We start from the raw sequence: 23,127 nt of genomic DNA, 5'->3' as shown, positions 1-23,127 counted from the left end.
TCGGATGGAAAGATGGGCGCGCATGATACACGGGGTGCGCCGCCTGTGCATTGTGAACCTGTGCCGGTTGCCGGTGGTTAAGCCCGCGTAGGCCTGGAGGGGCCGTCCCTTGGGGATTGGGGTCCAGCCTTGAGGCCCAGTGTTCCACCAGCGTGACAACAGACGGGACGGCTGCCGGCCCCGACCGCGCAGGCAGCGACCTCGCCGCGAAGGCGGGCCGGCCGTCATCGTTCTGCCCCGAAACCGCCATCTGGCTGCCGCCTGCCGGGCGCAGGCTGTCGGCCAATCCGGCCGCCGGGCATCACTGGATCCGCCATGCAGGAACTCGAACAGCGTCTCCAGCAACGTTTCCCCGATTGGTTCCATGGCCGTCGCGGCCAACTGGCGCGGCCGCTGCTGCGCAGCGTCGGGCGCTGGTCGCGCCTGGACCAGATCGAAGCCTTCCTGCAGCGCAGCTCAGGACTGCGCGGCTTCGGTTTCGTCGCCGCCGGCCTGGAATTCATCGGCGGCCAGTACCAGGTGGATCCGGCCGCGCTGGCCAGGATCCCGGCCACCGGCCGCCTGCTGATCGTCGCCAACCACCCCTCCGGGGCACTGGATGCCCTCGCACTGCTGGACGCGGTTGGCCGTATCCGCCGCGACGTGCGGATCGTGGCCAACGATCTGCTGGGGGCGATCGCGCCGCTGCAGGACCTGCTGCTGCCGGTGCGCATCCTCGGTGGCAAGGCCCGGCGCGGCAGCCTGCATGCGGTGGAGGAAGCATTGGCCGCCGAGCAGTGCGTGATCGTGTTCCCGGCCGGCGAGGTCTCGCGCCTGTCGCTGCGCGGCATCCGCGATGGCCGTTGGCAGCGGGGATTCGTCCGCTTTGCCCGCGCGGCCGCTGCGCCGGTGCTGCCGGTGCGGGTGGAAGCGCGCAACTCGGCGCTGTTCTACGGCGCCTCGACCCTGTTCAAGCCGGCCGGCACCGCGCTGCTGGCGCGCGAAATGTTCGCCCGTCGTGGCCGCCCGCTGCGGCTGAGCATCGGCGAGCCGATGCAGCTGGGCAAGGGCGGTGACCCGGGCGCACAGCTGCTGGCGGTGCGCCGCGCGCTGTACGCGCTGGGCCGCAACGGCGCGGCCGGCAATGCCGCTGCGTGCGCAGGCCCCGAGCCATTGGCGTCTCCGGTGCCGCCTTCGCAGGTCGCCGCCGGCATTGCCGCGGCCACCCAGCTGGGCCAGACCGCCGATGGCAAGCAGATCCTGTTGGCGACCTGTACCGCCGATTCACCGCTGCTGCTGGAACTGGGCCGCCTGCGCGAGCTGACCTTCCGCCAGGTGGGCGAGGGCACCGGGCGCAGCCGCGACCTGGACGACTACGATCCACAGTACGAGCACATCGTGATCTGGGACCCGGCGGCGCAGCGCATTGCCGGTGCCTACCGCATCATGCGCGGCGCCCAGGCCCTGGCCCGGCACGGCCTGTCCGGGCTCTACAGCGCGTCGCTGTTCCGCTATTCCGACGATGCCATCACCCACATTGCCGAGGGCCTGGAGCTGGGCCGCAGCTTCGTGGTGCCCGATTACTGGGGCAGCCGCAGCCTGGACTACCTGTGGCAGGGCATCGGCGCCTACCTGCAGTGCCGGCCGGGCATCCGCTACCTGTTCGGCGCGGTCTCGATCAGCGCAGCGCTGCCGCGCGATGCGCGCGAGCAGCTGGTGGCCTACTACCAGCGCTACTACGGCGGAACCGCCGGGCTGGCCGAATCGAACCGCCCCTTCCAGTACTTCGCCGCACCGCCAAGTTTCGGCGAGCTGGATGCGGGTGCCGCGTTCGATGTGCTCAAGGCCAACCTGGCCGCACTGGGTACCGGCGTGCCGACGCTGTACCGCCAGTACACCGATCTGTGCGAACCCGGCGGCGCGCGCTTCCTCGCCTTCGGTATGGACCCGGACTTCAGCGATTCGATCGACGGCCTGATCGAAGTGGACCTGTGCGCGATCCGGCCGAACAAGCGCAAACGCTATCTGCGCGACGCGGGTGCGCCGGCATGAGCACGCTGGCGAACCTGTCGCCGCACCGGCGCGCAGTGTTCGTCTCCGACGTGCACCTGGGCTCACGTCATTGCCACGCCACCGAACTGGCGCGGTTCCTCTCGCAGCTGCGCTGCGAGCGGTTGTACCTGGTCGGCGACATCATCGACCTGTGGTGGATGGCGCATCGCCGCGCCAACTGGCGGCAGTCGCACAGCGAAGTCATCCAGGCCCTGCACGCGCTGCGCCGTGCAGGGACCGAGATCATCTACATTCCCGGCAACCACGATGCCTCGCTGCGCCAGGTGTGCGGGCTGATGTTGCCGGCCATGCAGGTGCGCCGCCGTGCCATCCACGTGACCGCCGATGGCCGCCGGCTGCTGGTCGCGCATGGCGACGACTACGACGGCGTGACCCATTTCGGTGGCCTGCAGGAAAAGTTCGGCGACTGGCTGTACTACCGCATCCTGACCGGCAACCAGGCGCTGAACGCGGTACGGCGCCGGCTTGGCATGCGCTACTGGTCGCTGTCGGAGTTCCTGAAGAAGCGCAGCGGGGCCGCCGAACGCTACATCGAGCGCTTCGTGCAGGCCGGGCTGGACGACGTGCGCCGGCGCGGCCTGGATGGCATCGTCTGCGGCCACATCCACCGCGCGGCGCTGGTCGAACGCGATGGCCTGGTCTACGCCAACGACGGCGACTGGGTGGAGAGCCTGACCGCACTGGCCGAGGACCATGATGGTGCGCTGCGCCTGCTCGACCACAACGGCCAGACCCTGGTGGAACTGCCAGGCGCGCGGTTGTCGCAGGCGGCGTAACCCGCGTCTGTCCTACTGCAGAGCCGAGCCCATGCTCGGCTGACGTGGCGCAGAACGAAGCGCAGCCGAGCATGGGCTCGGCTCTACATGCACCGCCCGCAAGCCGCTAGCATCGGCCCATGGACTCCCTGACCCAGATCGTGCTCGGTGGCGCCGTCGCCGCTGCCATCGCCCCGCCCGGACATCGCCGCGCGGCCCTGCTCGCTGGTGCCGCGCTTGGCACCCTGCCGGACCTCGACGCGCTGTGGCTCGGTTTCACCGCAGCCGATCCGGTGGCGAACATGATCGAGCACCGCAGTTTCAGTCATTCGCTGCTGGTACTGCCATGGGTGGCGGCATTGATCTGGTGGCTGTTCAAGCGCTTCGGCAATGGCCGCGTCGCGCAGTCACCGCTGCGCTGGTTCTGGGCGATCCAGCTGGCGCTGGTCACCCATCCGGTGCTGGATGCGTTCACCGTGTATGGCACCCAGTTGTGGTGGCCGCTGCGCCCGCATCCGACCATGGGATCCAGTGTCTTCATCATCGACCCGGGGTATACGGTGTGGCTTCTGCTGGGCTGCGTGCTGGCCTGGTTCGGCCGCGCCCGGCCCTGGGCGGGCAAGGTGCTGGGCGTGGCCCTGCTGCTCAGCAGTGGCTACCTGGGCTGGGGCCTGATCGCCAAGTCACAGGTCGACCGTGCCGCACAGCAGAGCCTGGCCGCGATGGGCCTGGGCGATGCGCCGCGCTTCTCGGTACCGATGCCGTTCAACACCCTGCTGTGGCGGGTGGTGGCGATGACGCCCAATGGCTACGTGGTGGGTGACCGCTCGCTGGTGGCCGACCACCGGCCGATGCGGTTCGAAGGCCATGCGTCCAACGTACAGGCCTTGCGCGAAGCGCAGGCCATCCCGGCGGTGCAGCAGCTGACGTGGTTCAACCGCGGTTTCATGCGTGCGCAGGTGGTTGACGGCCGGTTGGTGCTGAGTGACCTGCGCATGGGGCTGGAGCCGGACTACACCTTCAACTTCGTCGTGGCCGGGCAGGCCGACGGGCAGTGGCGGGCGATCGTTCCCGAGCAGGTGCGGGTGGACTACAGCAGTCCCGCCGCGCGTGCCGACGCCGGTCGCCGCCTGGCGGCGATGTGGCAGCGGATCTGGCAGGAGCCGGCGGCGGCGCCGGGCGCGGCCGACCACACCGCTGTGCATTGATCAGTGGATCCACGCATGGCGTGGCTCTACGGCCCCGATCGGCAGCAGAACACCGGATCAATACACCGTGGCGCGGCCCTGGACGAACGAGTAGAAGAACACGGCGTTCGGGTCGTTCTGCACCAGGCGGAACTCGCGGCGCATGCCTTCCACGGTTTCCACGTCCACCGAGCCGGCCTGCAGCAGCTGGTCGGCGGCCGACAGCAGGAGCTGTTCCCAGAACGCGATCATCGTCTTTCGACGCGCCGGTTCGCGGTTGTCCAGGTGGATGGTCTTGATCTCGGTGTGCACGTCGCGGAAGCCGCCGGCCAGCAGCAGGTTGCCCAGCTTTGCACCGACGAACGGGTCACCGCCATGGTCGTACTGGAAGTCGTTGAAGGCCATCCAGTAGCGCCAGATGTGCGGCGAGTACGGGTCGAGCAGGAACGAGGCATTCATCACTTCGGTGATGTAGACCGGCGAACCCGGAGCCAGCACGCGGCGCACTTCGCTCAGCACCCGCGCCGGTGAAGGCACGTGTTCCAGCACCCAGCACAGGAACGCCGAGTCGAAGCTGCGTGCCTCGAACGGCAGCTCGCCGGCGTCGGCCTGCTGCAGGGTGTATCGGTCGCTGCACCACGGCGTGCGCGCCAGGTTCTCGCGCGCGGTGGCCAGCTGCGTTTCACTCAGGTCCACGCCGGTCACGTGCAGCTCGGGGAAGCGGCGTAGCAGGATCTCGGTCTGCGCACCGACGCCACTGCCGACTTCCAGCAGGCGCCGCGCGCCGCCGTAGTCGATCTGGCCGAAGATGCTCGATTCCAGCAGCCGGGCCTGGGTCATCAGGCGCTGCTGTTCGGTGCCGGAAAATCCGTGCAGATAGGTCGGGGAGGAAATCGGCGGGGTCATGGGGCGGGCTCTTGTAGCGTCGAGCGTGCTCGACGGCTCTGGAAATTCAGTCGAGCAAGCTCGACTCGACGGCATGGCAGTACGCTCAGGCAGCAGATGACAACGCGGGTTCCCCGGCGATCAGGCGGTCGAAGTATTCCGTGGTCAGCGCGATCTGGCCCTGCGGGTCTTCGGCACGGTTGACCACGGCGCGGAAGGCGGCGTTCTCCGGCCGGTCCTTGGCATACCAGCCTAGGTGCTTGCGCGCGATGCGCACGCCCTGCGGCTCGCCATAGAACGCATGCAGCGCATGCAGGTGGCCGAGCAGGATGTCGCGCACTTCCGCCAGCGACGGCGGTGGCAGTTCCTCGCCGGTGGCAAGGTAGTGCGCCACTTCGCGGAAGATCCACGGCCGGCCCTGCGCGGAGCGGCCGATCATCACTGCATCCACCCCGGTCTGCTGCAGCACGTGGGCGGCCTTCTGCGGTGAATCGATGTCACCGTTGGCGATCACCGGGATGCGCAGCGCAGCCTTGATCTCGCCGATGGTGGCGTACTCGGCCTGGCCGGTGTAATGCTGGTCGCGGGTGCGGCCATGCACGGCCAGTGCGGCGATGCCGCTGGCCTCGGCGATGCGGGCGATCACCGGGCCATTGCGATGGTCGCAGTCCCAACCGGTGCGGATCTTCAGCGTGACCGGCACGTCCACTGCGTTGACCACGGCTTCGAGGATGCGCGCCACCAGCTGCTCGTCGCGCATCAGCGCCGAGCCCGCCCACGCGTTGCACACCTTCTTGGCCGGGCAGCCCATGTTGATGTCGATGATCTGCGCGCCGTGGTCGACGTTGTAGCGCGCGGCCTCGGCCAGCTGCTGCGGCTCGGTGCCGGCGATCTGCACGCTGATCGGGGCCGGCTCGCCGTCATGGTCCATGCGGTGGATCGACTTTCGCGTGTTCCAGAAGCGCGGGTCGCTGATGGTCATTTCCGAGGCGGCCAGTCCCGCACCCAGCCGTTTGCACAGCAGGCGGAAGGGCTTGTCGGTGACGCCGGCCATGGGTGCCAGCACGACGTTGGGGGCAATGGTGTACGGGCCGATCTGCATGCGCCCATTGTAGGGCGCGGGCGGCGGTACGGCCGTGCCGGGCGCGGTCCGGTTCAGGCCGATCGGCACCGACCTCATGCCGTACCGGCATCAGCAGATGCTTGACGGTTGCTTCCGCCGCCCCCACGGGCGGGCGATGGTGGGCGGCTACCCCAGGCTCTGCCAGGCCTGGCGGGTACCCAGCGCGAAGGCCAGCCCCAGGCCCAGGCAGACCAGCGAGCTGACCGCCCAGAAGCGCGTGCCGTTGTACCCCGGCCGGAACAGCGCCAGGCCGAAGCCCATCGCGGCACGCAGCAACAGCAGCGCGGCGATGCCGGGCAGGACCAGGCGGCTGGCCGGCAGCGGCGAATGCCAGCCCGCGGCGGCCAGTGCGTACAGGGTCCAGGCCACCAGCACGGCAGTGATGCCGGCGGTCATCAGCGGTGGCCACCAGTGCCCCGCATGCGCCAGCCGGACCACGCGCTGGCCGGCACCGAAGTACCTGTACCACGCGGCGCCGAAGGCGATGCAGCCGATATGCAGCAGCGCCGCCACGGCACTGCCGGCGGCCGCGACCAGCAGCCAGGGGAATCCGTCCATGTCCTGCCCGTGCGAGGAAGCTGCGCGGATGGTGGGCGAGGGGCAGGATGTGGGCAATGCGACAGGCGGTCGCAGGGGCTGGGCAATGGGCAAAAGAATGGCCCGGGTGTCTGCACACCCGGGCCTTGTCATCCACGCGTGGCGTGGAATTACCTGGCTTCAGCGTCGGCCGGGGTGAAGCGCGGCATCGCCGCAGCGGCGCCTTCCTTCTCGGTCGAACGGCCGGCGAACTGGTTGGCGAAGCGCACGTGGCGGGCGAACGGGGCGTCGGCCACCTGCGCCAGCGACGCGGCCAGCGCACCGTTGAAGGCGTCACCGGCACCGGTGGTGTCGATCGCCTGCACCTGTTCGGCACCCACGCGGTAGTACGGCTGGGTATCGCCGCGCAGGTTCTCGTCGGCATGCGACACGAACACGCCCACCGAACCCAGGGTCACCACCACGGTGCCGTTGCCGACCAGCTTGCGGCACAGCGCGTGCAGGCTGGCGCCATCCAGCGCGGCGACGTCGTTGGCATCCACGCGCTCACCGACATGGCGGCCGAGCAGGGCAGCGAACTCGGTTTCGTTCGGGGTGATCACATCGGCCAGCTTGAGCAGGCCGATGGTCGAGGGCGCATCGGCCGGTGCGGTATTGAGCACGGTGGTGACACCGGCCTCGCGGGCCGTGGCCAGCGCCGCTTCGATGGTCTGCACCGGCGATTCCAGCTGCACCAGCACCACCTTGGCGCGGGTCAGCAGGGCCTGCTGCTGTTGCAGGAAATCGGTGCCCAGCGCGGCGTTGGCACCCGGGCCGATCACGATGGTGTTGCGGCCACGCGCGTCCACGTAGATGCCCGCGGTGCCGGTCGGTTCGCTGCTGGCCTCGGCGATCAGCGCGAAGCCATCCTGCGCAGCCAGTTCACGCGCGGTGGCGCCACCGGCGTCATCGCCCAACGCGCACACGAAGTGCGTGTCGGCACCGGCGCGGCAGGCCGCCACCGCCTGGTTGAAGCCCTTGCCCCCGGGGCCGGTGCTGTAGCGGCCGGCAATGGTCGCACCCGGTGCCGGCAGCGACTCACACCGCCACACGTGATCGACATTGAAGGAACCGACGACAACGACACTGCTGCTCATAGGGAATCTTTTCTCAACCAAGGGTTCAACTGAAGTGCGTCAGCACGCCGGCGATGGTCGCCGTCATGAAGGTGGCAATGGTACCGCCCAACACCGCGCGCAGGCCGAACTTGGCCAGGTCGTGGCGACGTTCCGGGGCCAGGCCGCCGATGCCGCCGATCTGGATCGCGATCGAGCTGAAGTTGGCAAAGCCGCACAGCGCGTAGGTGGCGATCAGGCGACCTTCCTCGGACAGGCTCACGCCGGCCACCTGGCCGTTCACGATCTGCGACAGTTCGGTGTAGGCGACGAATTCGTTGATCACGACCTTCTGGCCGATCAGCGAACCGACGGTGGTGGCATCAGCCCACGGGGTACCGATCACCCAGGCGATCGGGGCCAGCACGTAACCGAAGATGGTCGACAGGTTGGTCGGCTTGCCGATGGCAGCGGCCAGGCCGGTCACCTCGCCGATCCAGGTCAACGGGGCGTTCAGCAGCGCGATCAGGGCGATGAAGGCCAGCAGCATCGCGCCGATGTTCAGCGCCAGCTTCAGGCCGTCACCGGCACCGGCAGCGGCCGCGTCGATGATGTTGCTGGAGGTCTTTTCGACTTCCATCTTCACCGTGCCGCGGGTCAGCGGGGTGCCGGTTTCCGGAATCAGCAGCTTGGCCACGACCAGGGTGGCCGGTGCGGCCATGATGCTCGCTGCCAGCAAGTGCTTGGCGTAGAAGGCCTGCTGCGCCGGGTCGCCACCGCCGAGCATGCCCACATAGGCCGCCAGCACGCCGCCGGCGATGTGGGCCATGCCGCCGATCATCATGGTCAGCAGCTCGGACTGGGTCATCCTGGCGATGTACGGGCGCACGGTCAGCGGCGCCTCGGTCTGGCCGATGAAGACGCTGGCGCAGACGCTGGTGGTTTCCGCGCCGGACACGCGCATCACCTTGGTGATCGACCACGCCATCACGCGCACGATCGCCTGCATGACGTTGAGGTGGTACATCACCCCCATCAGCGCCGAGAAGAAGATGATGGTCGGCAGCACCTGGAAGGCGAAGATGAAGCCGTAGTTCTTGGTGTCCATCAACGAGCCGAAGATGAAGCCCGAGCCTTCATTGACGAAGCTGAGAACCCTGACGAAGCCCTTGCCCAGCGCATCGAACACGTCGCGGCCGCCCGGCACCAGGATCACCAGCGCCGCGAACGCGATCTGCAGGGTGATACCGGTGGCAACCAGCTTCCAGTCAACCGCACGCTTGTTGTTGGAAAACAACCAGGTGATGCCGATCAGCACCGCCAACCCGAACAGGCCGAAGCCGATCCTGCCCAAACCTTCGACCATGTGAGTGACTCCCCTGGGGCGTCGCGAAAAACGGGAAGCCTAGTGCAGGGCAGGGGCCGGGGCAAGAAAAAGCAGCGTGCGCGCATCTATCGGTACCGATCAGGCCAGCAACGGCAAGGGCTTGCGGCCGGCGGCGGCAGGTAGAATGGGGCTCGATCCCGGCCCGGATGCGGGCCCGCAGCAGGAGATTCGCATGCAATACCGTCGCCTGGGCTCCACCGGCCTGCCGATTTCCGCCCTGTCCTTCGGCGCCTGGGTGACCTTCGGTGACCAGATCCCGCGCGACGAGGCCCGCAACCTGGTGGCCGCCGCCTGGGACCACGGCGTCAACTTCTTCGACAACGCCGAGGGCTATGCCAACGGCCGCGCCGAACAGGTGATGGGCGATGTGATCGCCGACCTGCGCCTGCCGCGCGACGGCATCTGCGTCTCCAGCAAGGTGTTCTTCGGCAGCGCCAAGGACCCACGGCCGACCCAGCGCGGCCTGTCGCGCAAGCATGTGACCGACGCCTGCCATGCGGCGCTCAAGCGCCTGCGGGTGGACTACCTGGACCTTTATTACTGCCATCGCCCGGATCCGGACGCGCCGGTCGCCGAGACCGTGCATGCCATGGATACCCTGGTGCGGCAAGGCAAGATCCTCTACTGGGGGACCTCGGAGTGGTCGGCGGTGCAGATCCAGCAGGCGCTGGACATCGCCGAGGCGCGCAACCTGCAGGGCCCGTCGATGGAGCAGCCGCAGTACAACCTGCTGCACCGCGAACGGGTCGAGGTCGAGTACGCGCCGCTGTATGCCGGTGCCGGCCTGGGCACCACCATCTTCTCGCCGCTGGCCTCGGGCCTGCTGAGCGGCAAGTACGACCAGGGCATTCCGGCCGATGCGCGGCTGGGCCGCGAGGGCATGGAATGGCTGCAGGCGCTGGTGCTGGGTGACGACGCCGAGGCCCGCCTGGCCCAGGTGCGCCGCTTCAGCGAGGTGGCGCGTGCGCTGGGGCAGGCGCCGGCCACGCTGGCCATCGCCTGGTGCCTGCGCAACCCGAACGTCTCCAGCGTGATCCTCGGTGCCAGCCGGGTCAGCCAGCTGCTGCAGAACCTGCAGGCGCTGGAGGTGCTGGAGCAGGTCGACGCCGCCGGCTGGGCCGACGTCGAAGCCGCCTTCGCCTGAACCCCGGGGCCGACCGGGCCTCGGGGGCGTCGGGGGCCTCGGTAGAGTCGACTCTACACGGCTGCGTCGCCATTTGATTGACATGATCTATCGAATTTCAGAATTCGATCATTAATCTCATCAATCAAATTGAGAATGGTTGTTGATTGTCAACTGAGAATCATTATCATTTGACTCGTCCCTCGCACGAGTCCAGATGCTCATGAATGCTCAACCTGTACTGCTGCGCCCCGAAACGCTGACCCTCCGCGATCGTCCGGTCCGTGTCGTTCCGCCGGAAGAGGTCATCGACAGCGAAGCCCTGCTCAAGGGCCGTCGTGAAATCCTGATCCAGCACGGCGACCGCTTCTATCGCCTGCGGCACACCAGCAACGACAAGCTGATCCTGACCAAGTAATCGCGGCCTGGTCGCCCGCCCCCCTCCCTCCTGCCGGCCGCGCCGGCAAGGTGGGCGACCCGTCCGCTCCCGCTCTCTCCCCCTCGGTCTACCGCGTGCACCCTCCGGGTGTGCCGGTAACCGGGGGTTCCCCTGCCTGACCGAACGAACCCGATGACCCGCCCTACCGCCCTTTGCCTTGCCGTCTGGATGGCCCTGCCGCTGTCTGCCCATGCTGCTGCCGCGGCCACCGCCGCGCCCGATGCGCGCGAATTCGACCGTGTGCAGGTCACCGCCACCCGCACCGAGCGGGCGGTGAGCGATGTGGCGGCCACCGTGGACGTCATCGACCGCGAGCAGATGGACCGGCACCTGGTGCAGGACATCAAGGATCTGCTGCGCTACGAGCCGGGCCTGTCGGTCAGCCGCAGCGCCCCGCGCTTCGGCCTTGGCAGCATCCGCATCCGTGGCCTGGACGGCAACCGCGTGCGCGTGCAGACCGACGGCATCGCCATGCCCACCAGCTTCAACATCGGCTCGTTCTCCAACGCCAACCGCAATTTCACCGATCTGGATACGCTCAAGCGCGTGGAGATCGTGCGCGGCCCGGCCAGCTCGCTGTATGGGTCCGACGCGCTCGGGGGTGTGGTGGCCTTCGTCACCAAGGATCCGGCCGATTATCTGAAGGATGGCAAGGACAGCTACGTCGGCCTGAAGTTCGGCTACGACGGTGAGTGGAAGGGCCTGCTCGGCGGCGTGACCAGCGCGTTCGGCGGCGAACACTGGAGCGGCATGGTCAACATCAACCATCGCCAGGGCCAGGAAACCGGCAACAAGGGTGATGTACGCAGCCTCGACAATACCCGCACCGCGCCCAACCCGCAGGACCGCGATGGTCGCAGTGGCCTGGCCAAGCTGGTCTATGCGCCGAGCGAGGACCAGCGCTTCCGGCTGACCGTGGAAGGCAACGAAGACAACACCGATACCAACGTGCTGTCCTCGATCGACCGCACCACCACCACCGGCATGAAGGCGCGCGATACGCAGAACCGCACCCGCGTGTCGTTCGCCCATGAAATGGATGCGCTGGACAAGGGCTTCGCCGACAGCCTGTATTGGCAGCTGTATACCCAGCACAGCGAAACCACCCAGATCACGGATGAGGACCGCGCCAACCGCAGCCGCCGCCACCGCGAGTTCAGCTTCGACCAGCGCGTCTACGGCCTGCAGGCGCAGTTCAACAAGGCGTTCAGCACTGGCAGCGTCGAACACGCGCTGACCTACGGTTTCGAGGGCGCGCATACCGAGATCCGCCAGAAGCGCGACGGCTACCAGGTGCTGGCCAATGGCCAGACCAGCACCACCATCCTGCCCGACGCCTTCCCGGTGCGCGATTTCCCGATCAGCAAGACCACCGAGCTGGGCCTGTACGCACAGGACGAAGTGCGCATGGCCAACGGCAAGCTGTCGCTGGTGCCGGGCGTGCGCGTGGACCGCTACGAGCTGAAGCCGGAGGTGGACAGCATCTTCGCCGAAGACAATCCCGGCGTTGCGGTGGCCAGGCTGACCAAGACCAGCGTCTCGCCGAAGCTGGGCATGGTCTATCGCTTCACCGACGAATGGTCGCTGTTTGCCGGCTATTCGCATGGCTTCCGCTCGCCGCCGTACAACGACGTCAACCTGGGCTTCACCAACTTCGCCTTCGGTTACACCGCCATTCCCAATCCGGACCTGAAGCCGGAAACCAGTGACGGCATGGAGCTGGGGCTGCGCTTCCTGTCGCCAGCGGCCTACGTCAGCCTCAGCGGCTACTACAACGAGTACAAGGACTTCATCGAGTCGCAGTCGCTGGTCGGCACCAACGCCCAGGGCCTGATGGTGTTCCAGTCGCGCAACATCGCGGATGCGCGCATCTACGGTGCCGAGATGAAGGCCGGCGTCGACTTTGGCCAGATCAGCCCGGCGTTGCAGGGCTGGGCCCTGCGCAGCTCGGTGGCCTGGTCGCGCGGTGACAACAGGACCGAAGACACCCCGCTGGATTCGGTCGACCCGCTGCGTGGCACCATCGGCCTGATGTACGACACCGACACCTGGGGCGTCGAACTGGCCGGTACCTTCGTCAAGCGCAAGGACCGCGTCACCGCCGCCACGGTGTACCGCCCGGCCGGCTACGGCGTGGCCGACCTGATGGCGCACTGGAACTTCGCCCCGGGCGCCACCTTCAACGTCGGCGTGTTCAACCTAGGCGACAAGCGTTACATCGACTGGTCCAACGTGGGTTCGACGCTGTCGCCGGGCAGCCGCGTGCTGGACCGCTATACCAGCCCGGGCCGCACCCTCTCCGCCAGCCTTGCCGTTTCCTGGTGACCTCATGAGCCGAGCCTTGTCCGCACGCAGGAACGACGCCATCGCCGCGCAGGGCAGCGCGGCCTGGCCGACGCCGGCACAGCTGGCCACGCTCGGCACCGTGTTGTGCCTGTACCGCGCCGACGGCAACGAGCTCGGTGGCTGGCGCCAGGCAGTACGCGTGCATGCCTGCCAGGGCGTGGACAGCGAGGGCGTGCGCGAAAGCCTGTGCTTCCTCGATGCCCGCGGCCGCTGCGTGTGGCGGCTGTACCTGTTGCCCGACAGCGATTTCCTGGCCTGGGACCGGCTGGTCGCGGCGCTGCCGCCGGGCCCGGAGCATGACAGCGAGGGCAGTGTCGGCGAACGCCTGTGGCGGCGCCTGGCCGGCCATCTCGGTGGCCAGCGCTGGCGACTGTGCGCGCTGCGCCTGCATGCCGCCGACGACGGCCGCACCCTGGCTGCAAGCCTGTCGACGTTGTCCTCGCTGGGCGCAGCCACCGCGCGTCGCATCGCGCGGCTGGAAGGTGCCGAAGGCGAGCTGGCGATCGACGATTGCTGCTGCGCCGATGCTGCACGTCGCTCGGCGCCGCGGGTTCCCGGCGACCTGCCGCTGATCCGGCTGTAACCCTTTCCCGATGGAACGCCTGTCGGCCACGGACGGCCTCTCACTGCATCTGCAACCCCGAAGGAAGACCCCGATGAAGCTCCAGACAGCCAGCGTCCTGCTGCTGCTCGCCACCAGCGGCGTGGCCAGCGCGCAGCCCTCCGGCATCGCCCGCGACCACGACAGCATCCTTGCCATGCAGGGCGAGTACACCGTCGATTTCGCATTCGACGAGACCGTGCTGCTGAAGCCCGGCTACGAGCGCGCCCCGGCGATGCGCAGCGGCGGCAACGAACTGGTGATCGTGGTCGAGGACACGCCGAAGCGCATCGTGCTGCAGCACCTGCTGCTGGACGAGAAGAGCGGCCACATCACCAAGCACTGGCGCCAGGACTGGGTCTACGAAGCACCGAACCGTTTCGAGTTCAGCGCCGACCAGACCTGGCAGGTACGCCGCATTCCCGCGGCGGTGAACCAGGGCGCCTGGACCCAGTGCGTGTACGAAGTGAGCGACGCACCGCGCTACTGCGGCACCGGCAAATGGAGCTACACCAACAACGTGCCGAGCTGGACCAGCGACCTCAGCTGGCGCCCGTTGCCGCGCCGTGAGTACACCAAGCGCAGCGACTACAACGCGCTGGCCGTCGTCAACCGCCACACGCTCACGCCCAATGGCTGGACCCACGAGCAGTTCAACACCAAGGTGCAGCGCAACGCCGACGGCAGCCAGGTGGAGATCGCACGCGAGTTCGGCTTCAACGACTACGTGAAGACCACCGAGGTCGACTTCACCCCGGCGCGTGACTACTGGAAGGCCACTGCCGGCTACTGGGCCAAGGTGCGCCAGCGTTGGGACGGCTTCCTCGGCCAGGCCCCGGGCGTGCACCTGAAGACCAAGATCGATGGCATGGCGATGATTATTCCGCTGTTCACCCAGGCCGAAGCGATCCAGTCCGGCAAAAAGGTGAAGGACAAGCAGATCGACGAGGTGTTCGCCAAGTACGTGGAAAAGGCGCCGAAGGAAGGCTGATCGCCGCGATGGAGAGAGGTGCCGGGGGTACCCGGCACCGCATTCACCGGCTGCCGGTGGGGGCCGGGCTTGCTCGGCACGCCATCCGGAGGCGCAACTGATTCAGGCCTCGCGCAGTGCCAATGCCGGCGGCGTATGCAGGATCGCCCGCGTACCCCACCAGCCCGCCAGCAGGCTCAAGCCGATGCCGACCACGCCGCCGATCAGCAGGCCCGGCCACGGCGGCAGCAAGGGCAGCTCGAACACCTTCTGCGACACCGCCACGCCGATCGCTGCGGCCGCGCCCACCGCCAGCAACGCCGCCAGCGTGCCCAGCGCGCCGAACTCCACCAGCACCGCGCCGCGCAGCTGGCGCCGGGTCGCGCCCAGCGTGCGCAGCACCGCGCTGTCGTAGCGGCGCTCGCCGGCGGTGGCCTGCAGCGCCGCCAGCAGCACCAGCACGCCGGCCAGCAGGCTGAACACCATCACCAGCTGCACTGCCTGCGCCACGCGCTCCATCACATCGCGCACCTGCGAGATCACCGCGTCCACGTCCAGCAGCGACAGGTTCGGCTGCGCGCGCACCAGCTCGCCCAGCCCGGCCGCGTTGCCGGACGGCAGATGGAAGGCCGACAGCAGGTTGTGCGGGGTATCGCCCACCGCATTGGGGTTCAACAGCACGAAGAAATTCGGGCGGAACGTGTTCCAGTCCGCCTTGCGGATGCTGGTGACGGTGAACTCGCGCTGCTGCTCGCCTACGGAAATCGTAATGCGATCACCCAGGTGCGCGCCGTAGCGCCGCGCCCAGCCGGTTTCCACCGAGGCTTCCGCCGCGGTGCTGCCGGCCTGCCAGAAGCGGCCCTCCAGCAGCGCATTGGCGGGTGGGAAGCTGCTGCGCCAGCTGAAGTTCAGCGGCCGGTTCTCGTCGTCGTCCTCGCGCGGGCCGTTGTTCGCGCCGTTCCCCTCGGCGGCGGCCTGGTCCACGCGCAGCGGCGGCTTGCCGTTGATCGCGATCAGGCGGCCGGTCGCCATCGGCTCGATACTGGCGTCGCCGGCGCCCAGTCCACGCAATGCGGCCAGCACACCGTCGCGTTGTTCGGGCTGGATGTTGATCAGGAAGTAGTTCGGCGTATCCGCAGGCAGGCGCTCGCGCCACTGCTGCAGCAGGCCGGGTCCGGTCACCGCCAGCAGCAACAACGCGCACAGCGACAGCGACAGCCCCACCAGCTGCATCACCGCCAGCAGCCGGCGCCGGGTCAGCGCGGCCAGGCCCAACCGCCAGTTGCCATGCAGGCGGTGCTGCAGGCCGCGCAGCAGCTGCAGAAGCACGAAGCCGACCGCACCGGCCGCCAGCGCCAGCGCGGCCAGGCCGCCCAGCACCCACAGCGCCAGTTTCAGATCGCCGGTGACCTGCACCGCCAGCAGCAGGCTGGCCGCCAGCGCCGCCACATAGGCCAGCAGCGACGCCGGCGGCAGGGCGGCGAAGGAACGGTTGAGCACCCGCATCGGCGGCACCCCGCGCAGGCGCAGCAGCGGTGGCAGGCCGAAGCCGAACAGCAGCAGCAGGCCGATGCCGGCACCGGTCAGCGCCGGCATCGCTTCCGGCAGCGGCAGGCGCTGCGGCACCAGGCTGCCCAGCACCTGCACCAGGCCTTCCTGCGCGGCCATGCCCAGGCCGATGCCGAGCGCACAGGCTGGCACCGCCAGCATCAGCAGCTGCAGCGCCAGGCCCAGCAGGATGTCGCGCTGGCGTGCGCCCAGGCAGCGCAGGATCGCCACCTGGTCGATGCGACGCAGGGCGAAGCGGTTGGCCGCCAGCGCGGTGGCCACACCGGCCAGCAGTACCGCCAGCAGCGCGCTCAGGCCGAGGAAGCGCCCGGCCAGATCGAATGCCTGGCGCACGCCACGCTGGGTGTCGTCCACGCTCAGCAGGCGCAGGCCTTTCACCTGCGGCAGCAGCCACTGGCGCAGCGCCGCGATCGGCTCCGCTGCGCCGGCGAACATCAGCCGGTAGTTGATACGGCTGCCCGGGCCGAGCAGGCCGGTGCCCTCCACATCAGCGCGGTTGACCAGCAGGGTGGGCGAGAGAGTCAGCAGGTCGCCACCGCTGTCCGGCTCGGCCTCGATGATGCCGGCGATGCGCAGCGTGCCGGCGCCGAACTCGAGGTCATCGCCGGCCTTCAGCCCCAACCCCTGCAGCAGGCGTGGGTCGGCATAGGCCTGGCCCTTGGGCGGCATGCCGGCATCGGCGATCAACGCACCGCCGGGCGTGGCCCGGACCCGCAGCGTGCCGCGCAGCGGATAACCCGCCTGTACCGCCTTGATGCTGGCCATCTGGCTGGCATCGCCGTTGAACAGCACGCTGCCGAAGCTGGCGATGCGGGTATGCGCCAGGCCGCGCTGTTGCGCCTCGTCGGCGAATGCCTGCGGCGGATCATCGCGCCCGGCGATGCCGAGGTCGCCGCCGAGCATTTCCGCCGCGCTGCCGGTCAGCGCCAGGTTGACCCGGTTCACCAGCGTGCCCACCGCAGTCATCACCGCCACGCCCAGCACCAGCGCGGCGAACACGGTCAGCAGGTCGCCGGCCAGCGCCTCGCGGCGCAGCGCGCGCCACGCGTGGCGCAGCACGTTCATGCCTGTGCCCCACGCTCGACCGGCAGCAGGCGGCCGTCATCGATGCGGTGGATGTACTGGCAACGCTGGGCCAGGCGCAGGTCGTGGGTGACCAGGACCAGGGTGGTGCCGCTGCCGGCGTTGAGTTCGAACAGCAGGTCGCTGATGTGCTGGCCGGTGGCATGGTCCAGCGAGCCGGTCGGTTCGTCGGCGAACAGGATGCGCGGGCGGGTGACGAAGGCACGTGCCAGCGCCACGCGCTGCTGCTCGCCGCCGGACAGCTGGCGCGGGTAGTGGCGGGCGCGATGGGCCAGGCCGACCTGCGCCAGCACCTCGTCCACCCGCGCCCGGTCCTCGCGTCCGGCCAGTTCCAACGGCAGCGCGACATTCTCGGCGGCAGTCAGCGCCGGCAGCAGGTGGAAGCTCTGGAACACGAAGCCGACCGCACGCGCGCGCAGCTGGGCCCGTGCTTCTTCATCCAGGTCGCCCAGGTTCTGGCCCGCCAGCGCGACGTGGCCGCGGCTGGGCAGGTCCAGTCCGGCCAGCAGGCCGAGCAGGGTGGTCTTGCCGGACCCCGAAGCGCCGACGATGGCCACACTGGTGCCTTCATGGACGGTCAGGGTGATGTTGTCCAGTATGTGGACTTCACCCTCCGGGCCCTGCACGGACTTGCCGACCTGGTCGACGGCGATGGCGACGGGCGTGCTGCGGGGGGACAGGCTGTCGATGAGGAGACTCCAATGCGCAAGACGGGATGGAGCCGGCGAGCCGGCGCGATGATGGTGCTGCTGCTGGGATTGCTGCTGCCCGGGCTGGCCGGAGCCAAAGACCCGGCAGGTACGGTGCTGGTGCTCGGCGATAGCCTCAGTGCTGCCCACAATATCCCTGCCGACGCCGGCTGGGTCAGCCTGTTGCAGCAGCGGGTCAGGCAACAGTCGAAAACACCGGCGCGCATCGTCAATGCCAGCATGAGCGGGGAAACCACGGCCGGCGCGCTGACCCGCCTGCCGGGCCTGTTGGCGAAGGAAAAGCCGACGGTGGTGGTGATCGCGCTGGGCGGCAACGACGCGCTGCGCGGGCTGACCCCGGCACAGGTGCAGGGCAACCTGGAAAAGATGGTACAGGCCAGCCAGAAGGCCGGCGCCAGGGTGCTGCTGCTGGGCATCGACGTGCCGCCCAACTATGGGCCCGCTTACCGCCAGCGCCTGGCGGCGGCCTACAAGGCGCTGGCCACGCAGTACAAGGTGCCGCTGCTGCCGTTCCTGCTGGAGGGCGTGGCCCTGCAGCCGGGCATGATGCAGGCCGATGGCCTGCACCCCACGGCGCAGGCGCAATCGAGGGTGCTGGACAACGTCTGGCCACTCCTGCGGCCCCTGCTCTGAACGATTTACAACCCTCTTGACGGAACTTCACATCGCGTCCACCGTCGATCCGGCATGTTTCACAAAGCTGAAGTTAGAGGGAATCACATGCGTCAGACGAAGGAGACCTCCGGCTTGGTGCTGGTGGTCGAAGACAACCGCAACATCTCCGAGATGATCGGGGAATACCTGGAAGGTCGCGGCTTCGAAGTCGACTATGCACAGGACGGCCTGGATGGCTACCGCCTTGCGGCGGAGAACAGCTATGACGTCGTGGTGCTCGACCTCATGTTGCCGCGCCTGGATGGCATCGAAGTATGCCGTCGCCTGCGCAACGATGCGCGCAAGTCCACCCCGGTGCTGATGCTCACGGCACGCGACACGCTGGACGACAAGCTCACCGGCCTCGGTTTCGGCGCCGATGACTACCTGACCAAGCCGTTCGCGATCCAGGAGCTGGAAGCCCGCCTGCGCGCGCTGATCCGCCGTGAACGCCGCCAGGTGGGTTCGGAAGTGCTGAAGGTCGCCGACCTGGTGCTCGATCCGGTCAGCATGCGGGCCACCCGTGCCGGTACCGAACTGCAGCTGTCGCCGATCGGCCTGCGCCTGCTGACCATCCTGATGCGCGAATCGCCGCGCGTGGTCACCCGCCAGGAGATCGAACGCGAGATCTGGGGCAATGGCCTGCCGGATTCGGACACCCTGCGCAGCCATCTGTACAACCTGCGCAAGATCATCGACAAGCCGTTCGACCGTCCGCTGCTGCACACCGTGCAGAGCGCCGGTTACCGCATTGCCGATATCGCCCAGCCGATGGCCTGATCGGGGCCAGGCCGGTGCAGCATCAGGCCCGGCCGGGCAACGACCCCCGCACCGGGCACGGATGACCGGCCGGCACTGCCGCCGGTCATCCTCCGTGCACGACTACGGCGCAGCGCGCTGCCTATAATCGCAGCGCTCTGACCGGGACCCCGCAATGCCGCACGGCCTGCCGCGCAAGATCCGTATCGCCTTCATCCTGCAGGCAGTCCTGGCCAGCCTGGGCATCCTGCTCGGTGCCTGGCTGGTTTCGCTGGTGATCAAGCACAGCCTGGTCGGCGCCGCCCTGCGCGAGGAAGCGGCCTATTACTGGACGCTGCACGAGGCCTCGCCGGTGCAGCCACCGCCCAACACCCAGAACATCCGCGGCTACCTGCTGGAAAGCGGGCAGTCGGCGCTGTCGTTGCCGGCCAACCTGCGCAACCTGGAACCCGGTTTCCACGAGCTGCCCAAGGATGACCAGCTGGTACTGGTCGATGTGCGTCCGGCCGGCCGCCTGTACCTGGTGTTCCTGCGTTCGCGTGCGGAGATGCTGGCGTTCTGGTTCGGCATCGTGCCGGTGCTGCTGACCCTGTTGGCGGTGTATGGCGCCAGCTGGGTCACCTACCGGGCCTCCAAGCGCCTGGTGTCGCCGGTGAACTGGCTGGCACGGCGCGTCTCGCGCTGGGACCCGGGTCACCCGGAGGCGGCCGACCTGGAACCGAACAAGCTGCCCGCGGACATGCAGGGCGAGACCCGGCAGCTGGCGGCCGCGCTGCATTCGCTGGCCAACCGGGTCAGCGCGCATGTGGCGCGCGAGCGCAATTTCACCCGCGATGCGAGCCACGAGCTGCGCACGCCGTTGACCGTCATCCGCGTGGCCAGCGACATGGCCCTGGGCGATGAAACCCTGCAGCCGCGCCTGCGCCGCAGCCTGCAGCGCATCCAGCGCGCCGGCCGTGACATGGAAGCGGTGATCGACGCGTTCCTGATCCTGGCCCGCGAGGCCGACGTCGAACCCCAGATCGAGCTGTTCGACGTCAACGACATCGTCCGCTACGAGGTGGACAACGCCAACGAACTGCTGGGTACGCGTCTGGTGTCAGTGCACCTGCACAGCGAAGGCCCGGTGCACCTGCACGCCCCGCCGCGGGTGCTGCAGGTGGTGGTCAGCAACCTGGTGCGCAACGCCTGCAGCTACACCGACGAAGGGCGTATCGACGTGCACGTGCTCAATGACCGGGTGGTGGTGCGCGACACCGGCATCGGCATGTCCGCCGAGGCGCTGTCGCGCGCGTTTGAACCCTTCTACCGCGCCGAGCCGAGCCGCCCGCAGGGCACCGGCCTGGGCCTGTCGATCGTGCGCCGGCTGTGCGACCGCTTCGGCTGGAAGGTCAGCCTGGCCAGCCAGCCGGGCAAGGGCACCGAAGCCACGGTGGTCTTCCGGTAACGCGGCGACCTGCCGGGGTCGGATCCCGTTGCGGCGCAACCGGCTCTGACCCCATCCCGCTGAAATGTCGGTAGATCCACGCCATGCGTGGATGGGGTGCGGTAGCGCCGGGCCATGCCCGACGTCCACAGTGCCTCAATTGCAGTTGACCTTCGGCGCCAGCGCCTTGGTCCAGATCGCATAGCCGGCCGGGGTCATGTGCAGCATGTCCTCGCGGAACAGCGTCGCGTCCGGCTGTCCATCGGCGCCGAGCATCGGCGTGTAGATGTCGGTGAAGCCGGTGTTGGGCAGCCTGGCCAGCGCAGCCTTGATCAGCGCGTTGGCTTCGTTGATCGCCGGCAGCAGGTGCGCGCGCGACGGGCTCGGCTTGATCGACAGGTACTCGACCCTGGTCTTCGGCAGGTCGCGGTGCACGCGCTGCACGAAGGCGACCACGTCATCTCGCACCTGCATGGCGCTGCGGCCGCTGTTGAGGTCGTTGTCACCGGCGTAGAAGAACACCTTGCACGGCGCATACGGCACCACGATCTGGCCGGCATACCAGGTGCTGTCGCGCACTTCCGAACCGCCGAAGCCGCGGTTGAACACCGGCTGGCCGGGGAAGTCGGTGGCCAGGCTCTCCCAGAAGCGGATCGAGGAGCTGCCGATGAACTCGATGCCACCACGGGGCGGCGGGTTGGCCTGGTCGGCGCTGGCGAAGCGGGCCATGTCGCCGGCCCAGGCCACATTGGAGACCTGTTCGGGCACCTGCGGCGGCCTGGCCGGGCTCAGGGCCTGGGCAAGCGGTGCGGCAGTCAGCAGGCCCAGCATCAGCAGGCAGGTACGGCGACGGGACATCAGGCGCTCCAGCAGGCAAGGGGAGCTCCATCATAGAAGCACGGCCCAGCCCGGTGCTTGCCCCTGGCAGGCCGTTCAGCGGGCCGGTGCGGGGTGCGGTTGGCGGCCTTGTGGCAAAATGGCGGCCATCTGCCTATTCCTGTGCACCCATGATTTCCTGCCGTGCGTCTGAGCGGTCGCTGCGCCGCGCCCCTGTTGCTGGATGTTCCACCCGTGGCTGATCAGTTCGGCCACATGCCCCGCGGCCCGCGCCGCATCTTCCAGGCCGCCCGCTGGTCCTGGCAGGGCCTGCGCGCCGCCTGGCTGCACGAGTCCTCGTTCCGGCTGGAGGTATACCTGCTGGTGATGCTGACTCCGGTCGCGATCTGGCTGGGCCAGACCCCGGTCGAACGCGCGCTGCTGATCGGCTCGATGCTGCTGGTGCTGGCGATGGAGCTTGCCAACTCGGCCATCGAAGCGGTGATCGAACGCTACGGCAGCGAGATCCACGAGCTGGCTGGCCGCGCCAAGGACATGGGCTCGGCAGCGGTGTTCGTGCTGATGATGAACGTGCTGCTGTGCTGGGCGCTGGTCGTGGTTCCGCACGCGCTGGCCGGCAGCTACGGCTGAAACCCCATTCCCCCACTGCCTTGAAGAGTTTCCATGTCCTTTGAGTTCCTCGCCGACCCCAATGCCTGGGTGACCCTGTTCACGCTCAGCGCGCTGGAAATCGTGCTCGGCATCGACAACCTGGTGTTCATTTCCATCGCGGTCAGCAAGCTGCCGGAAGAGCGTCGTCCGTTCGCACGCAAGCTGGGCATCGCGGTGGCCTGCATCACCCGCATCGGCCTGCTGGTCTCGCTGGCCTACCTGGCGCACATGGCGGCCAACCTGTTCACCGTGGCCGGCATGGGCATTTCCATCCGCGACCTGGTACTGATCGTTGGTGGCCTGTTCCTGATCATCAAGGGCTGCATGGAGATCAAGGAACTGATCAGCGGTGGCGAGGACGAAGACCCCAGCACCACCAAGGCCTCGGCCGTGTTCGGCTACGTGATCGCCCAGATCGCGGTGATCGACATCGTGTTCTCGCTCGACTCGGTGATCACCGCCGTGGGCATCGCCGACCACATCCCGGTGATGGTGGCGGCCATCCTGCTGTCGGTGCTGGTGATGCTGCTGGCCGCCAACCCGCTGGGCCGCTTCATCGACGCCAACCCGACCGTGAAGATGCTGGCCCTGGCCTTCATCCTGATGATCGGTGCGGTGCTGATCCTGGACGGCCTGGACGTGCACGTGCCCAAGCCCTACATCTACGCCGCGATGGGCTTCTCGGTGCTGGTGGAGTGGCTGAACCTGCTGATGCGCCGCCGCGCCCGCGAACACAACGTGCCGGGCGCCGGCAACTGGTAAGCGCGCCATTGGCACGTGTGTCACCCAGAACCCCCGGCCTGGCCGGGGGTTCTGCGTTGTGGGGCGCGGCTCTACAACGAACGGCGCTGCGGTTTTTGCACTTGCGGCGGCGTTCCGGCCTCCACTTGTGAATCAGGATCAACAGTGTTTTCCCGGGCCGAGGCTTAATCCGGCGCA

21 protein-coding genes are annotated in these 23,127 nt (G+C 68.3%); 13 read left to right on the top strand and 8 right to left on the bottom strand.

Annotated features, from left to right (window positions below; translation table 11 throughout):
• Positions 1–315: 315 nt before the first annotated feature.
• The 3 genes from olsF (at position 316) to AC5P7F_RS20020 (ending at position 4,015) form a co-directional block, all read left to right on the top strand.
• Positions 316–2,031 carry a bifunctional ornithine lipid synthase OlsF gene (olsF, locus tag AC5P7F_RS20030; RefSeq protein WP_046428847.1) on the top strand — a complete coding sequence of 572 codons (1,716 nt, stop codon included), beginning with the start codon at positions 316–318 and terminating at the stop codon, positions 2,029–2,031.
• Positions 2,028–2,828, top strand: coding sequence for a UDP-2,3-diacylglucosamine diphosphatase (locus tag AC5P7F_RS20025; protein ID WP_005412268.1), 801 nt, complete (start codon positions 2,028–2,030; stop codon positions 2,826–2,828). Before olsF ends, AC5P7F_RS20025 begins: the two co-directional genes overlap by 4 nt.
• A gap of 119 nt (positions 2,829–2,947) precedes the next feature.
• Entirely contained in the window at positions 2,948–4,015 is a 1,068-nt protein-coding gene (locus AC5P7F_RS20020) for a metal-dependent hydrolase (protein WP_046428852.1), read from the top strand.
• A 57-nt stretch (positions 4,016–4,072) separates the two neighbouring features.
• Here the strand turns inward: AC5P7F_RS20020 and AC5P7F_RS20015 are convergent, their stop codons facing one another.
• From AC5P7F_RS20015 to AC5P7F_RS19995, 5 genes are all read right to left on the bottom strand, one after another.
• On the bottom strand, positions 4,073–4,900 hold the full coding sequence (locus AC5P7F_RS20015) for a methyltransferase domain-containing protein (RefSeq protein ID WP_164077291.1): 828 nt from the start codon (positions 4,898–4,900) through the stop codon (positions 4,073–4,075).
• 85 nt (positions 4,901–4,985) lie between these two features.
• Positions 4,986–5,981: a tRNA dihydrouridine synthase DusB gene (dusB, locus tag AC5P7F_RS20010; protein WP_046428891.1), complete on the bottom strand. Its 996-nt coding sequence runs from the start codon at positions 5,979–5,981 to the stop codon at positions 4,986–4,988.
• A gap of 147 nt (positions 5,982–6,128) precedes the next feature.
• Complete coding sequence (locus AC5P7F_RS20005) at positions 6,129–6,560, bottom strand: hypothetical protein (RefSeq protein ID WP_049406097.1); 432 nt, start codon at positions 6,558–6,560, stop codon at positions 6,129–6,131.
• 149 nt (positions 6,561–6,709) lie between these two features.
• The gene (locus AC5P7F_RS20000) at positions 6,710–7,675 is read right to left on the bottom strand and encodes a ribokinase (RefSeq protein WP_014645967.1); all 966 of its coding nucleotides are present in this window, start codon (positions 7,673–7,675) and stop codon (positions 6,710–6,712) included.
• A 25-nt stretch (positions 7,676–7,700) separates the two neighbouring features.
• Positions 7,701–8,999 carry a nucleoside transporter C-terminal domain-containing protein gene (locus tag AC5P7F_RS19995; protein WP_164077290.1) on the bottom strand — a complete coding sequence of 433 codons (1,299 nt, stop codon included), beginning with the start codon at positions 8,997–8,999 and terminating at the stop codon, positions 7,701–7,703.
• Positions 9,000–9,192: 193 nt separating this feature from the next.
• Here AC5P7F_RS19995 and AC5P7F_RS19990 point away from each other — a divergent pair, with 193 nt between their 5' ends.
• The 5 genes from AC5P7F_RS19990 to AC5P7F_RS19970 all read left to right on the top strand — a co-directional run bounded on the left by AC5P7F_RS19990 (position 9,193) and on the right by AC5P7F_RS19970 (position 14,520).
• Entirely contained in the window at positions 9,193–10,164 is a 972-nt protein-coding gene (locus AC5P7F_RS19990) for an aldo/keto reductase (RefSeq protein WP_014645969.1), read from the top strand.
• 202 nt (positions 10,165–10,366) lie between these two features.
• On the top strand, positions 10,367–10,561 hold the full coding sequence (gene hemP, locus AC5P7F_RS19985; protein WP_005412278.1) for a hemin uptake protein HemP: 195 nt from the start codon (positions 10,367–10,369) through the stop codon (positions 10,559–10,561).
• A gap of 153 nt (positions 10,562–10,714) precedes the next feature.
• On the top strand, positions 10,715–12,907 hold the full coding sequence (locus tag AC5P7F_RS19980; protein ID WP_321210599.1) for a TonB-dependent hemoglobin/transferrin/lactoferrin family receptor: 2,193 nt from the start codon (positions 10,715–10,717) through the stop codon (positions 12,905–12,907).
• Positions 12,908–12,911: 4 nt separating this feature from the next.
• Complete coding sequence (locus AC5P7F_RS19975; RefSeq protein WP_032956720.1) at positions 12,912–13,511, top strand: hemin transporter; 600 nt, start codon at positions 12,912–12,914, stop codon at positions 13,509–13,511.
• A 73-nt stretch (positions 13,512–13,584) separates the two neighbouring features.
• Positions 13,585–14,520: a DUF6607 family protein gene (locus tag AC5P7F_RS19970; protein WP_164077289.1), complete on the top strand. Its 936-nt coding sequence runs from the start codon at positions 13,585–13,587 to the stop codon at positions 14,518–14,520.
• Between the two features lie 102 nt (positions 14,521–14,622).
• On the opposite strand, the gene AC5P7F_RS19965 is transcribed toward AC5P7F_RS19970, so the two are convergent.
• Positions 14,623–17,133, bottom strand: a complete 2,511-nt coding sequence (locus AC5P7F_RS19965; RefSeq protein WP_049440166.1) for an ABC transporter permease — start codon at positions 17,131–17,133, stop codon at positions 14,623–14,625.
• Complete coding sequence (locus AC5P7F_RS19960) at positions 17,130–17,777, bottom strand: ABC transporter ATP-binding protein (protein ID WP_075076551.1); 648 nt, start codon at positions 17,775–17,777, stop codon at positions 17,130–17,132. The genes AC5P7F_RS19965 and AC5P7F_RS19960 overlap by 4 nt, the downstream gene beginning before the upstream one ends.
• A 75-nt stretch (positions 17,778–17,852) precedes the next feature.
• Here AC5P7F_RS19960 and AC5P7F_RS19955 point away from each other — a divergent pair, with 75 nt between their 5' ends.
• The 3 genes from AC5P7F_RS19955 to AC5P7F_RS19945 all read left to right on the top strand — a co-directional run bounded on the left by AC5P7F_RS19955 (position 17,853) and on the right by AC5P7F_RS19945 (position 20,721).
• Positions 17,853–18,494 carry an arylesterase gene (locus AC5P7F_RS19955; protein WP_032956728.1) on the top strand — a complete coding sequence of 214 codons (642 nt, stop codon included), beginning with the start codon at positions 17,853–17,855 and terminating at the stop codon, positions 18,492–18,494.
• An 87-nt stretch (positions 18,495–18,581) separates the two neighbouring features.
• On the top strand, positions 18,582–19,295 hold the full coding sequence (locus AC5P7F_RS19950; protein WP_002811889.1) for a response regulator transcription factor: 714 nt from the start codon (positions 18,582–18,584) through the stop codon (positions 19,293–19,295).
• Between the two features lie 154 nt (positions 19,296–19,449).
• A complete protein-coding gene (locus tag AC5P7F_RS19945; protein ID WP_164077288.1) occupies positions 19,450–20,721 on the top strand; it encodes an ATP-binding protein in 1,272 nt (423 codons plus the stop codon).
• Between the two features lie 135 nt (positions 20,722–20,856).
• On the opposite strand, the gene AC5P7F_RS19940 is transcribed toward AC5P7F_RS19945, so the two are convergent.
• Positions 20,857–21,558 carry an SGNH/GDSL hydrolase family protein gene (locus tag AC5P7F_RS19940; RefSeq protein WP_014645976.1) on the bottom strand — a complete coding sequence of 234 codons (702 nt, stop codon included), beginning with the start codon at positions 21,556–21,558 and terminating at the stop codon, positions 20,857–20,859.
• Between the two features lie 213 nt (positions 21,559–21,771).
• On the opposite strand from AC5P7F_RS19940, the gene AC5P7F_RS19935 reads away from it, so the two are divergent.
• Positions 21,772–22,167, top strand: a complete 396-nt coding sequence (locus AC5P7F_RS19935) for a diacylglycerol kinase (protein WP_014036025.1) — start codon at positions 21,772–21,774, stop codon at positions 22,165–22,167.
• Between the two features lie 33 nt (positions 22,168–22,200).
• Complete coding sequence (locus AC5P7F_RS19930; RefSeq protein WP_005408127.1) at positions 22,201–22,950, top strand: TerC family protein; 750 nt, start codon at positions 22,201–22,203, stop codon at positions 22,948–22,950.
• The last annotated feature ends 177 nt before the right edge of the window (positions 22,951–23,127 follow it).

Source organism: Stenotrophomonas sp. YJH_SMC_105-26, from assembly GCF_059368915.1.
The sequence above is the reverse complement of the archived record's forward strand: the minus strand, read 5'-3'. Positions and strand labels throughout refer to the sequence as shown.